Here is a 13,051-nt window from a genome sequence, read left to right on the forward strand (position 1 = left end):
CGCAGGGAGCCACCCATGACCAGCCCGTCCCCTCTGGACGCGGGTACCTACGAGGTGCTGCGCGACCGCCTCACCACCCAGGCCGGTGACCTGGCCCGGCGGACCGAGGCCCTCAACACCCTGCGCACCGCGGAGTTCGGCTCCATCGGGCTGGCCCTCGAAAGCACCGGCAGCCTGCGCACCGAGCGGGCCTGCGTCCCCCGCGACGTCGTGGCCGTGGGCGACGCCCTGCTCTTCGGCTACAACGCTTTCCCCGGCGGAGCGCCCGAGACCGCCGTCGCCGACGTCTTCGCCCTGCACGACCGCGACCTGAACCCGCTCCCCGGGGACGCCGTCCCCGGACTGCTGGACGACCCGGCCTTCCTCCGTGAATTCGCAGCCCTCCACCGGTACTACCGCCAGGCCCGCCTCCTGCGCCTGCACCACGTCGAGGGCAAACTGCTCGCCGTCTTCCGCACCGGCGAGGCCGGCGAGGACATCCGGGCCCTGCGCTGGACACTGCACCCCACCGACGGCACCGCTTCCTTCCTGGACGCACAGGGCGACCGGGACCACATCCTGCCGCCCGCCCACGACTTCGAGTGGACGGCCACCACCCGCGAGGACCACGTCCCCGGCCGACACCCGCACGTCTCCATCGGCGGCGACGTGTTCGTCACGACGGTCGGCGGCAGCCTGACCGTCAAGACCGAGGACGACACCGAGACCGACCGCGGCATATGGGCCGAGCCCGTCGAGGACCCGCTCCAGTCCCTCGCCGACGCGGAGGTCGAGCACGCCCGGGTCGGTCCGCTGCTCCTGCTGCGCGTGCGCCCGTACAAGGAGGAGACGCGCCGGCACCTGGTCTTCGACACCGCCACCAAGACCGTCGTCCGTCTCGACGGCATCGGACAGGCCGCACGCCGACTGCCCGAGGACCAGGGGATCGTCTTCCCCGGCGGTTACCACCTCGCCACCGGCGGTCCCAAGACCTTCGACATCGACACCGAAGGCCTGGAGTTCGAGCGGACCGTGCGCTCGCCCAACGGCGAGGACGTGCTGTACGTCTTCCACGCCCGCGCCCAGGGACGCAGCCTGCTCCTCCCGTACAACGTGATCCGCCACGAGGTCGCCGCCCCGCTCTCCTGCCACGGATACGCCCTCTTCGACGACGGCGACCTCCTCGTCCTGCGGGCCGAGTCGCAGGAGCCGGCCCGCGTGCACCCGCTCCAGCGGTGGGGCTCCCCGTACGTCTCCGACACCCATGCCGCAGCCCGGCCCACCGGCTCCGGCCCGCTCGCGCGCATCGGCAACGCCGACCTCGTACGCGGCATCTCGGACCTCCTGTCCCTCACCAACACCGCACGGGACACGACTCCGACCACCGGCGTGTACGAGACGCTCGTCGCAGCCTGCGTACGGGCGGCCGACCGCCACCACTGGCTGGGCGAGGCCGACCTCGGCGGCCTCAAGGCCGCACTCGACGAGCTCCGTTCCACCGCCGAGCAGGTGGTGACCGAGTTCGAAACCGTGCGGGAACTGACCCGCCGGGCCGCCGACGCCGTCAACGAGGCGGAGGCCGAGACCACCTCGCTGGTGCGGACGGCCCGTGGCGAGGCGCCCCGCACCACCGGCGAGTGGATCAACCTGCTGACTGGGCTGCGCCGCGCCCACGGGCACGTGCTCACACTCAAGGAGATCCGGTACTCCGACACCGACCGCATCGACGGGCTGGCCGCCGACGTCGAGGCCGACATCGCGTCCTTCGCCGGGCGTGCCGTGGCCTTCCTCGCGCACACCGACGCATTCACCGGCTACCACGAGGACATCGCCCGGATCCGCACGGCGGCGGCGGACATCACCACCGTCGCCGAGGCGGCGCCCCTGCTCGCCCGCCTCGACGAGTCGGCCGAGAGCCTGAGCACCGTCACCGAGGTCGTCGCCGGACTGGAGACCGGCGACGCCACGGTCCGTACGGGCATCCTGGAGCGGATCGCCGACGTGCTCGGCGGCGCCAACCGGGCCCGCGCCACCCTCGACGCGCGCCGCCGCGAACTCCTCGTCCACGAGGGGCGGGCGGAGTTCGCCGCCGAGTCCGCCCTCCTGAGCCAGGCCGTCACCGGAGCGCTTGCGGCGGCCGACACCCCGCAAGCGTGCGACGACCAGCTCGCCCGCCTGCTGCTGAGGCTGGAGAACCTGGAAGCCCGGTTCGCGGACTCCGACACCTTTCTCACCGAACTGGCCGACCGGCGCGCCGAGGTCTACGAGGCGTTCTCCTCCCGCAAGCAGACCCTTCAGGACGAGCGGGCCCGCCGGGCCGAGCGACTCGCCGAATCGGCCGCACGCATCCTGGAGACCGTCAGCCGCCGCGCGGCCGGACTCCCGGACGCCGACGCGGTCAGCACCTTCTTCGCCTCCGATCCGATGGTCTCCAAGGTCCGCCGCACCGCCGACGAACTGCGGGAGCTGGGGGAGCGGACCCGGGCCGAGGAGCTCGACGGCCGGGTCAAGGCCGCCCGGCAGGAGGCCGCCCGCGCCCTGCGCGACCGCGCCGAGCTGTACGCGGACGGCGGCCGGACCGTACGCCTGGGACGGCACCGCTTCGCCGTCAACACTCAGCCGCTCGACCTCACCGTGGTCCCGCAGGGCGACGGCCTCGCCTTCGCGCTCACCGGCACCGACTACCGCTCCCCGGTCACCGACCCGGAGTTCGCGGCCACCCGTCCCTACTGGGGCCGGACGCTGGCCTCCGAGAACGCCGAGGTTTACCGTGCGGAGTACCTGGCCGTACGACTCCTCACCGAGCACGGACCCGACGCCCTGGCCGGGGCCGACCTGCCCGACCTCGTGCGCCGCGCAGCCGAAGCCGCGTACGACGAGGGCTACGAGCGGGGGGTCCACGACCACGACGCGACCGCGATCCTGACCGTTCTCCTGCGCCTGCACGAGGGCGCGGGCCTGCTGCGCCACACGGCGGCGGTCCGCGCCGAGGCCCAGCTGTTCTGGGCACACCGTACGACCGGCCCCGAGCGGGCGACCTGGACCCGCCGAGCGGCCTCGCTCGCCCGCGTCCGGACGGCCTTCGGACCGACAGCGGCGATCGCAGCGTTCCAGGAGGAGCTGGCCGGGGCCATGGGCGCCGGCCGGCAGTGCGCCGAGTACCTCTTCGAGGAGCTGGCCGGCGGCCCCGAGGGGTTCGTCACCCGTGCCGCCACCCGGACCCTGCTCGACAAGTTCCGTCGTTCGGTGGGCACCTCGGCCTACGACGAAGACCTCGCGGCCCTGCCCGTACCCGCGGACCGGCGTCAGCTCGTGGAGGCCTGGCTCACCGCGTACGCCGCAGCCACCGGCGAGCCGCTCGGCCCCGGCGACCTCGCGGAGGCCGTGGCTGTCGAACTCTGCCCGGACCTTCTCCGATACGAGTCGGACGCCGAGCTGACCGGTACCGCCGAAGGCCTGTTCGGCAGGCACCCCCGCATCGCCGCCGACCGGACCCTGACCATCCGCATCGACGAACTCCTCGCCCGCACCGCCGATTTCGCGGCCTCAGAGGTCCCCGGCTTCCGCGCCTACCAGCGGACCCGTACCGCGCTCGTCGCGGCCGAACGGGCCCGGCTGCGGCTGGACGAGTACCGCCCCAGAGTGATGTCCTCCTTCGTCCGTGGCCGCCTCCTCGACGAGGTCTGCCTCCCGCTCATCGGCGACAACCTCGCCAAGCAGATCGGCACCATGGGCGAGACCAGGCGCACGGACAGTAGCGGCCTCCTGCTGCTCGTCTCCCCGCCCGGCTACGGCAAGACGACCCTGATGGAATACGTCGCCGACCGGCTCGGCCTGGTCCTGGTCAAGGTCAACGGCCCGGCCCTCGGCCACGCGGTCACCTCCCTCGACCCGGCTGAGGCCCCGGACGCCACAGCCCGCCAGGAGGTCGAGAAGATCAATTTCGCGCTGGAGGCGGGTAACAACACCCTCCTCTACCTGGACGACATCCAGCACGCCTCGCCGGAGCTCCTCCAGAAGTTCATCCCCCTCTGCGACTCCACCCGCCGGATGGAGGGCGTGTGGAACGGCGAGGCCCGCACCTACGACCTGCGCGGCAAGCGCTTCGCCGTCTGCATGGCCGGCAACCCCTACACCGAGTCCGGGGAGCGCTTCCGGATTCCCGACATGCTGGCCAACCGGGCCGACGTGTGGAACCTCGGCGACGTCCTGACCGGCAAGGAGGAGGCCTTCGCCGCCAGCTTCGTGGAGAACGCCCTCACCTCGAACCCGGCCTTGGCCCAGCTCGCCGGCCGTGACCGCGCCGACCTGGACCTCCTGCTGCGGCTCGCCGACGGCGACCCCACCGCGCACACGGACCGGCTGGCCCATCCGTACGCCCCGGCCGAACGGGACCGGATCCTCGCGGTCCTGCGCCACCTGCTGACCGCCCGCACCACGGTCCTCGCGGTCAACGCCGCCTACATCGCCTCCGCCGCCCAGAGCGACGCCACCCGTACCGAGCCGCCGTTCCGGCTCCAGGGCTCGTACCGGAACATGAACAAGATCGCCGCACGCATCGACCCGGTCATGAACGACGCCGAGCTCACCTCCCTCCTCGACGACCACTACGCCGCCGAGGCGCAGACCCTCACCTCCGGCGCCGAGGCCAATCTGCTCAAGCTCGCCGAACTCCGGGGCACGCTCACCCCGCCCCAGGCCGCCCGCTGGGTTGCGATCAAGGCGTCCCACGTCCGCGCCGAGGCCTTGGGAGGCCCGGACTCGGACCCCCTCACCCGCGCGGTGGCGGCCCTCGGCCTCCTGGCCGACCGTGTCGCCTCGGTCGAATCGGCCATCACCCGCGCCACCGATCCCCGCCACGCCCTCGTCAACCCCGCCGCCCGCCACGCCGTCCGCCCGGACGAGCCGCCGCGCAGGTCGTGAGGCCGTGACCGGTGCGACTCTCGTACCACTCCGGCGCGTGCGAGGGGTCGGCCACATAGGCGGCGACCTGCTCGCACGGAACGGCGATCACGGTCTCGGTCAGCACGTCGACCTTCATCGGGATCCTCGGACGGTCAAGAAGGGGTTGGGCTGATCATCGGCATCCCGGCCTCGCCGTCCCGTCCGTCCCATCCGTCCCGTCCCCTGGGACGGACGGGCGGCCCTCAGCCCGCCGCCGGAGCCAGGGCCGGGTCGGAGAAGAACGTCGAGGGAGCGGTCACCCCGGCGATCACCCGGGCGAACCCGTCCATCGCCTCCTGCCGCTGCGCGATGGCGCCGAACATCTGCTGCTGCTCCGGGGTCGGTGGGTCCAGCTGGGCGAAGTCGGCGGTGAACTCGTACATCTCCCGTACCCGCCCGTCGCGGGCTTCCTGGTAGTCCCGCATGGCGTCCTCGAAGGGGCGTTGTCCGGTGAGGGCCTCGTCGACGGCCCGGGCGCACAGCTCCGCGTCCTGGAAGGCGTCCTGGATGCCCTGCGCGGTGATGAAGTCCTTGAGGTAGCCGGCGTCCCCGACCAGGGCCCAGCCCGGTCCGTAGGGTGTGCGGAAGTAGTTCGGGACGGCGGTCCCGACGAGCCGTTCCACGCGGGTGGCCGAGGCGGTCCGCTCGGCGAGGGAGGGCGCCAGCGCGATGGTGGCCAGGTACTCGCTCTCGGCGTCGGCCCGGTGCGCCTCGAATTCGTGCATCGGCCAGCTGCAGATGAGCAGGGTCAGGCCGTCGTTGGTGGGCCAGCCCGCGAACGCCCGGTCGGGCCGCAGGAAGGCCTCGAAGTGCTCGAACCCGAGCCCTGACCAGTAGGTGTAGTAGCTGGCCTGCAGTTTCGGTTTCTCGGAGTACGGGGCGGCTCCGACGGTCCGCGCGACGAACGAGTGGGCACCGTCCGCGCCGATCACCACCCGGGCGTGCTCCGCCACCTGGGGGCCCTCGTGTTCGCGCCCCCGGATCCCGGTGACGGCTCCGTCCGTACCCTCGCCGCCCGTCACCAGCTCCTCGACGGAGAATCCCTCCCGTACCTCGGCGCCCGCTTCCGATGCTGCATCCACGAGGATCTTGTCCAGGACGGTGCGGCGGGGAGCGTACGAGCCGGAGAACCCGCACCCGGCCGGTGAGCCCGCCAGGGTGAGCGGTCCGAGGTCGAAGGCGTAGGTGGTGATCTCCGGCAGATCGCCGGCGGTCACCCGGCTCAGCAGGCCCCAGCGGTCCAGCGCCGCCAGGCCCGGCGGGTGGATCAGATGTGTGGAGACGGTGTCGCTCGGGAAGCGGGCGCGGTCCACCAGAAGCACCCGGTGGCCCCGGCGGGCCAGCAGCATCGCGGTCGGCGCACCCGCGCAACGGGCCCCGACGACGATGGCGTCGTAGCTCTTGTTCGTCATGGCGTCACCTGCCGGTCGCTGTTCTTCCACGCTATACGCGGCCCCCGGCAGGCGCGCCCGGGAGGAGGTGCCCGCGTGGGCGCCGACCCTCGTCCGTCGCCGGAGACGGTGGAGATGCGTAGGCTTGAGGTGAGGGCCCGCCGGTGCCGGCGGGCGTTCTCCGCCGGGGCAGTGACGTGCGGTCGTAATGACCGGTGCCTACACGCTCGCGACCAGCGCGGGCGAGCCCGGTCGGGCACGCGGAGCCTTCGGAGGAGGGTCTCGTCATGACGACCGCGGTCAGCCGCGCCGATGTCGAAGCGGACATCAAGGAAACCCTGGGCCTGGTGCCGCACTTCTTCCAGAGCATCCCGACCGAGCTGCTGGGCCCGGAGTGGGAGATCTTCAAGCGGATCGAACTCGGCGAGACGCTGATCCCGAACAAGTACGAGGAGCTGATCGGCGTCGGGCTGCACGCCGAGACCAAGTGCCGGTACTGCAGCCTGTTCCACGCCGAGGCCGCCAAGCTCTTCGGTGCCTCGGATGAGGAGATCCGGGAAGCCGTGCACTACGCGAAGGCGAGTCTCGGCTGGAGTGCCTACATCAACGGCATGCAGGAGGACTACGACCAGTTCGCCTCCGAGCTGGGACAGGTCGTCGAGTACGTACGTTCCAAGGGCTGACCGATGCTGCTGGAGAGGCTGCGCCCGGCGGTACTCCGAGGCACGTTCCACGTGTACGAACTGTCCGCACTGGTCACGGCGGCCCGTTACGTCGTGGAGTCCGCTCCGGCCGACGTACCGGCCGAGTCACTGGACCATCTGCGCCAGCTGCTCGACGACTACGACCGACAGGTGCAAGACCTGCCGGCCGCGGCCGCCGAGCCGACAGGAGGCAGCCCCGCACCGTGAACGCAGCGATGGCGGCTCCATCTCCTCATGGTCACGCCCGGTGCTCCGCCCGGCACGTCATGGGGCCCTGCGGGACAGTGGGCCCATGACGTACGACGAGGGCCTGGCCCAGCGGATCAGGGAGCAGCTCGGCGAGAGGCCGGACATCACCGAGAAGCGGATGTTCGGCGGTCTGTCCTTCCTGCTGGGCGGACACATGAGCGTGGGCGTGGTCGGCGACGAGCTCATCGCCCGGGTGGGTCCGGACCGGGCCGAGGAGGCGCTCGCCCGGCCCGAGGCCCGGCCCATGGACTTCACCGGCCGCCCGATGCGCGGCTGGGTGACGGTCGCAGGCCCTGCCCTCGCGGAAGACTCCGTTCTGCGGCACTGGGTGACGACGGCGGTGGCCTTCGCCTGCACGCTCCCCCCGAAGTAGCGAAGCCGGCGAGAGCACCCGCCTTCTCCCCGTAGGCCAGATGGCGCCCCTTGGGGACCAGTTGGGGACCACCGCCCATGTCGGCGAGTGCACGGCAGGTGCCTGCATGCCCGCTGTGCGTCCTTGGATTGTGGCGTATGTCGTGATTTTCTCTCCGACCCATCGATCTGGGGGTCAAGGGGTCGCAGGTTCAAATCCTGTCGTCCCGACTCGAAAGAGTCGCAGATCAGAGGCTGTATCGGAGATATCCGATGCGGCCTCTCGGTCGTTCTCGGGGACCGAGCCGCCTGACGGTTCATTCGCTCGCCGCCGGTGTCAGAGACGCGTTCCAGAAGTCGGCGTAGCGGCCGTCCCGGCGGAGCAGCGCGTCGTGGTCGCCTTCCTCCAGGATCCGGCCGTCGGCCAGGAAGACGACACGATCGGCGCGTCGGACCGTCCGCATCCGGTGCGCGACCATGACCACCGTCCGGCCGGCCATCAGGCGCTCGATGCCTTCGTGGACCGCGGCCTCGTTCACCGGGTCCAGCGCCGAGGTCACCTCGTCCAGCAGCACGACGGGCGCGTTCTTCAGCAGGGCTCGGGCGATCGAGACGCGCTGGCGTTCACCACCCGACAGCCTCGCGCCGCCCTCGCCGACATGTGCCGCCCATCCGCCGGGCAGCCGCTCGATCACCTCGTCCAGCCGCGCCGCGGTGGCCGCCGCGCGCACCTCGGCCTCGTCGGCGTCGGGGCGGCCGAGGCGTACGTTCTCCTCGATCGTGCCGTCGAAGAGGTGAACGTCCTGGAAGACGATGGCGATTCGCTCCATCAGCACCTCCGCGTTCATCGCGCGTACGTCCACACCTCCCACCCGTACAGCGCCGGCGTCCACGTCGAAGAACCGCGCGAGCAGGTGCAGCAGGGTGCTCTTGCCCGCGCCCGACGGCCCGACGACGGCGAGCCGTTGGCCCTGCGGCACGGACAGCGACATGCCGTCGATCACCGTCCGGGCCCCGCGCCGGAAGACGACGGACTCGAACTCCAGGTCATGGCATACCGGTCGGACCGGCTCGGCCGGTTCCGGCAGCGGTGCGGTGCACAGTACCGCGTCGAGCCGCGTCAGCTCGTGCCGTGCGCCGCGGAGCCGGCCGCCGATGTCCGACAGCGACAGCAGCGGATCCGCGCAGCGCGCGGCCAGCACCAGGAACGCCAGGAGCTCCGCCGCACCGAGGTGCCCGCCGAGCGCGAGGAAGGCGCCCAGGGCCAGTACGACGGTGAACGCCGTCTGCACCGCGAGGGTCAGCCCCACCACACCGGGCAGGGCCGTCACCGCCGTCCGGCGGGAGGCGCGCCGGACCTCCCGCAACGAGTCGTCGAGGACACGGAAGCGTTCCGCGGTCCGCCCGCCCGCCCGCAACACGGGCTGGGCCCGGAGGTATTCGACGACGCGCGCGGTGGCCTCGTGGTCGCGTTCCTGGCGCTCCGCGTCCATCGCGGCCATCGAGCGTCCCGTCCACACCTGGATCGCCGCCACGACCGGTACGGCGGCCGACGCGGCAAGCCCCAACTGCCAGTTGAAGACCAACATGACGGCAACGATCGTCAGGGGGGTCACCACGGCGGACACGAACGGTGCCAGCAGGTGCGCGATCACACTCATCGCCTGGAGGACGCCCCGGCCGGCCAGGGCGGACACCTCCCCGACACGGCCGGCGTCGTACCAGCCGATGGGCAGTCGGGCCAGGTGGTCGCCGAGCCGGTGGTACGTACCGCGCAACAGCGTGGTCCCGGCACGGAAACCGGACCGGTCGCTGACGAAGCGCAGGACCGCGTAGCCGGCGATCGCGGCCCCGAACGCGATCAGCCAGGGCCAGGCGTCCTCGGGATTGCTGCCGAACAGGGCCCGCAGCACGGGGACCAGCAGGGCGTAGGAGACGCCCTCGACGAGGGCGGTCGTCGTCATCAGGGCCACGGTGCGACGCACGGGCCGGGCGTGTTCGTGGCCGAGCACGCGTAGCAGCGTACGGATCATCGGGGCTCGCCTCCTCGCGGTACGTCATCGTGGGTTTCGTCCTCGGCGGCGACCGCCGATCGGTGTGCTTGCCGGAGCGCGGTGAACATCCCGTTCCGTGCGAGCAGTTCGGCGGGCCGGCCGCGCTCCACGACGACTCCGTCGTCGAGCACGACGACGGTGTCGGCGTCCATGATCGTCTCCAGCCGATGGGCGATGACGAGAACGGTCCGATCACCGGTGGGTGCCGTCAGGGCCCGGCGCACCGCCAGTTCGGTCCGCGGGTCGGCGAAGGCGGTCGCCTCGTCGAGCACGAGAACGGGTGTGTCGGCCAGCAGGGCGCGCGCGAGCGAGATCCGCTGTGCCTCGCCACCCGACAGCCCGGTGTCCTCGCCGATCACCGACTCGTATCCGCGCGGAAGTTCTCGGATCCGGTCATGGATCTGCGCCTGCCGGGCGGCGCGCACCACGTCCTCCCGGTCGGCGTGGGGGACCGCGAGCGCGATGTTGTCCGCGACCGACGCGCGTAACAGGGAGACGTCCTGGAAGACGAAGGAGACCATCCGGTGGAGGTCCCGGGCGGCGAGCTCGCGCAGATCGACACCGCCGACCAGGACGCGCCCGTGGGTCGGGTCGAAGAACCGGGGCAGCAACCGCACCAGCGTGGACTTCCCGCTTCCCGACGGCCCGACGATCGCGGTGACCGTGCCCGGTTCGAGCACCAGGTCGATTCCGCGCAGCACCTCGCGATCGGCGTCGTAGCCGAATCGGACGTCACGCAGTTCCACCCGGTGTCCCCGCGGCGCGACCGGGTGCGCGGGCTCCGGGAGCGGCGGTACGTCGAGTACCTCCCGGATCCGGCCGACCGCGCGCCCCGCGGCCTGCATCTCGTCGAAGCCGTGGCCCAGGGCCGCCACCGGAGCGGTCAGGCCCAGCCCGAGCAGGAGGAAGGGCAGCAGGTCGGCCGGGGCAAGGTCGCCGTTCGTGATCAGCGTCGTACCGCCGATCAGGACGACGAGCAGCACGAACGGCGGTGACAGGACGAGTTGCATCCCCGCGGCCACGGTGGAGACGCCGTGCACCCACCGGCGGAAGATGCGGACGAAGTCGTCGGTCGCCGCGCGGAACCGACGGTGGGCCCGCCCGGATCCGCCGTACGCCTTGACCACGGCGATGCCCTCCACGAACTCGACGACCGAGTCGGCGATCCGCCCCATGCCCGCGTCGAACTCCCGCTGCTCGCGCAGCCGGGTCGGGGTCATCAACAGGGGGACCAGCGCCACCGCCGACACCACCGGTATCAGCGTGATCAGGGTCAGCCGCCAGTCGATGGTGAACAGGTAGACCAGCGACACCAGGGGCACCACGAACGCGGAGACGAGCTCTCCGGGAGTATGGGCGATGAACGGGTGCACGGCACTCACGTCCTCGCCCACCACCTTGGCCAGTTCGCCGGTCCGACGCCGGGCGAACCAGCCGATCGGCACGCGCCCGAGCTGGGCCGCCAGCAGCCGACGGAAGGCGAACTGCACCTGGCCGTCGACGATGTGTCCGATCCCGGACGAGGCGGCCGTGCACAGCAGCCGGACGAAGAGGCCGGCCGCACCCGTGAGGACGACGCTCCCCACATGATCGTGATCGACCGGGGCGGGGGACAGGAGGGCACGCCCGAGCTCGACGACCGCCAGCAGCGGCAGCAGACCCGCGAGGGCGCCCACGACCTGCAGGATCACGACGGCGGCGAAACTCGGGTAGTACGGGCGCAGCAGCCCCCTCAGGCTGGGTCCCGTCGCGGAATCGGCCTCGGGCGGGGGTGCGGAGCGCTCCCTCGTCGGGGCGGGCTCGGTGGTGGTCATGGGCCTCCTGTCTTCGTCGTACGCATCGGTGTTCGCGTGCCGGCGTGGCACGCCGTGATCAAGGGCGCCCGGACGAGCGGGCGGGGAGTGGGTCGTGGTCCTCGGTCCGCTCGACCCGGGCCGGTGGGGCGCTCCTCCGGAGGACGGTGAGGGCGACGAGGACCGCGGCGGCCAGGAGCACGGCGCCGAGGCTCAGACCGAGCGCGTATCCGTCGTTGAGCGTCGTGGATGTCGTGGGTGTCGCGGTCCCACCGGCGCGTCGGTGCGCCGCGGCGCCGAGGACGGCGAGTCCGATCGAGGCGCCGATCTGGCGCGAGCTGTTGAGCAGGCCGGCGGCGGTGCCGGTCTCGTGGCTCGCGACGCCGAGCGTGGCGAGGGAGGTCACCGGGCCGAGGCAGAGCCCGAAGCCGGTGCCGGTGACGATCGAGGGTCCGAGGACGTCGGTGAGGAAGGCGCCGCCCGGGCTGATCAGGCCGAACCAGGCCAGCCCGGTCGCCCCGAGGAGTCCGCCGACGACCAGCAGGGTGCGGGGGGCGAGCCGGTGGCCGAAGGTGACGGCGAGCACGGAGCCGGTGACCACGGCGAGGGCGAACGGCAGGAACATCAGCCCGGTGCGCGCGGGCCCCGTCCCGAGGATGTGTTGGAGGTAGAGGGACACGAAGTAGAAGCTGGGCGTCATGGCCGCGCCGATCAGGAACGTGTAGGCGTTCGCGCCGGCGACCGAGCGGTTGGCGAAGAGGCCGAGCCGGAGCAGCGGCTCTCGGGTGGTGGCCGTCTCGACACGGATGAACGCGGCCAGCAGTGCGGCAGCGACCGTCAGGGTCGTCAGGGTGACCGGCGAGGTCCACGCGTACCGGTCCGTGCGGACGACGCCGAACACCAGCAAGGTCATGCCCGCCGTGGCCAGGACGGCACCGAGCACGTCCGGGCGGCCACCGCGAGCGGCCGGCGGCCCGGCGGCGACACCGCGCCAGGCCAGGACCGACGCGCAAGCGGCCATCGGCACGTTCACGAACATGACCCACCGCCAGCCGGCGTACTCGGTGAGCAGGCCGCCCAGCAGAACGCCCAGCGCGCCGCCGGCGGCGTTGGTCGCACTCCACGTCCCGAAGGCCCGCACCCGGGCCCTGCCCGTGGGAAACGTCGCGGTCAGCAGTGCCAGCCCGGCCGGAGCCAGCAGGGCGGCCCCGACACCCTGTACGGCTCGGGCGGCGACGAGGTGGCCCGGTTCCTGCGCGAAGCCGCCGGCGAGGGAGGCGAGTCCGAACAGGCCGAGTCCGAGCAGCAGGATCCGCTTGCGGCCGTAGCGGTCGGCGGCCTTGCCGCCCAACAGGAGCAGACCGCCGAAGGTGAGGGCGTAGGCATGGATCACCCAGGTCAGATCCACCGCGCCGAAGCCGAGGCCGGCGGCGATGCGCGGGAGTCCGACGTTCACGACCGACAGGTCCAGCGAAACCATGAACTGCACGAGTGCCACCGCCGCGAGCGTGCGCCCCGGCTGGGTTGCCGAGTCGTGCGTCATCACGAACTCCTCTCAAGACATTGGTCTTTGGATTTCCGAACGC

General features: G+C 72.1%; 8 protein-coding genes. 4 read left to right on the plus strand and 4 right to left on the minus strand.

What is annotated here, in order from left to right; all coding sequences use genetic code 11:
- The first annotated feature begins 15 nt into the window (after positions 1 to 15).
- Positions 16 to 4,902 (plus strand): DNA repair ATPase, encoded by a 4,887-nt coding sequence (locus ACGFYY_RS12865; protein WP_393708882.1) that lies wholly within the window; start codon positions 16 to 18, stop codon positions 4,900 to 4,902.
- Positions 4,903 to 5,126: 224 nt separating this feature from the next.
- Here the strand turns inward: ACGFYY_RS12865 and ACGFYY_RS12870 are convergent, their stop codons facing one another.
- On the minus strand, positions 5,127 to 6,335 hold the full coding sequence (locus ACGFYY_RS12870; protein WP_393708884.1) for an NAD(P)/FAD-dependent oxidoreductase: 1,209 nt from the start codon (positions 6,333 to 6,335) through the stop codon (positions 5,127 to 5,129).
- Between the two features lie 266 nt (positions 6,336 to 6,601).
- Between ACGFYY_RS12870 and ACGFYY_RS12875 the strand changes: the two genes are divergently transcribed.
- From ACGFYY_RS12875 to ACGFYY_RS12885, 3 genes are all read left to right on the plus strand, one after another.
- Entirely contained in the window at positions 6,602 to 6,997 is a 396-nt protein-coding gene (locus tag ACGFYY_RS12875; RefSeq protein WP_393708886.1) for a carboxymuconolactone decarboxylase family protein, read from the plus strand.
- A gap of 3 nt (positions 6,998 to 7,000) precedes the next feature.
- Entirely contained in the window at positions 7,001 to 7,225 is a 225-nt protein-coding gene (locus tag ACGFYY_RS12880) for a hypothetical protein (protein WP_393708888.1), read from the plus strand.
- Between the two features lie 85 nt (positions 7,226 to 7,310).
- Positions 7,311 to 7,640, plus strand: a complete 330-nt coding sequence (locus ACGFYY_RS12885; protein WP_393708890.1) for a TfoX/Sxy family protein — start codon at positions 7,311 to 7,313, stop codon at positions 7,638 to 7,640.
- Positions 7,641 to 7,935: 295 nt separating this feature from the next.
- Here ACGFYY_RS12885 and ACGFYY_RS12890 read toward each other — a convergent pair whose 3' ends face one another.
- The 3 genes from ACGFYY_RS12890 to ACGFYY_RS12900 are packed head-to-tail and all read right to left on the minus strand — an operon-like array spanning position 7,936 to position 13,008.
- The gene (locus ACGFYY_RS12890; protein WP_393708892.1) at positions 7,936 to 9,651 is read right to left on the minus strand and encodes an ABC transporter ATP-binding protein; all 1,716 of its coding nucleotides are present in this window, start codon (positions 9,649 to 9,651) and stop codon (positions 7,936 to 7,938) included.
- On the minus strand, positions 9,648 to 11,486 hold the full coding sequence (locus tag ACGFYY_RS12895) for an ABC transporter ATP-binding protein (RefSeq protein ID WP_393708895.1): 1,839 nt from the start codon (positions 11,484 to 11,486) through the stop codon (positions 9,648 to 9,650). Before ACGFYY_RS12895 ends, ACGFYY_RS12890 begins: the two co-directional genes overlap by 4 nt.
- Before the next feature lie 58 nt (positions 11,487 to 11,544).
- Entirely contained in the window at positions 11,545 to 13,008 is a 1,464-nt protein-coding gene (locus tag ACGFYY_RS12900) for an MFS transporter (RefSeq protein ID WP_393708897.1), read from the minus strand.
- Between the last annotated feature and the right edge of the window lie 43 nt (positions 13,009 to 13,051).

Origin of the sequence: Streptomyces sp. NPDC048331 (assembly GCF_043201215.1) — a bacterium.
Classification (GTDB): Bacteria; Actinomycetota; Actinomycetes; order Streptomycetales; family Streptomycetaceae; genus Streptomyces.

Excerpts from the sequence above, each read along its gene's own strand:
- ACGFYY_RS12885 (WP_393708890.1), top strand. The coding sequence starts at position 7,311 with ATGACGTACGACGAGGGCCTGGCCCAGCGGATCAGGGAGCAGCTCGGC.
- ACGFYY_RS12870 (WP_393708884.1), bottom strand. The coding sequence starts at position 6,335 with ATGACGAACAAGAGCTACGACGCCATCGTCGTCGGGGCCCGTTGCGCG.
- ACGFYY_RS12875 (WP_393708886.1), top strand. The coding sequence starts at position 6,602 with ATGACGACCGCGGTCAGCCGCGCCGATGTCGAAGCGGACATCAAGGAA.
- ACGFYY_RS12900 (WP_393708897.1), bottom strand. The coding sequence starts at position 13,008 with ATGACGCACGACTCGGCAACCCAGCCGGGGCGCACGCTCGCGGCGGTG.
- ACGFYY_RS12895 (WP_393708895.1), bottom strand. The coding sequence starts at position 11,486 with ATGACCACCACCGAGCCCGCCCCGACGAGGGAGCGCTCCGCACCCCCG.
- ACGFYY_RS12890 (WP_393708892.1), bottom strand. The coding sequence starts at position 9,651 with ATGATCCGTACGCTGCTACGCGTGCTCGGCCACGAACACGCCCGGCCC.
- ACGFYY_RS12880 (WP_393708888.1), top strand. The coding sequence starts at position 7,001 with ATGCTGCTGGAGAGGCTGCGCCCGGCGGTACTCCGAGGCACGTTCCAC.
- ACGFYY_RS12865 (WP_393708882.1), top strand. The coding sequence starts at position 16 with ATGACCAGCCCGTCCCCTCTGGACGCGGGTACCTACGAGGTGCTGCGC.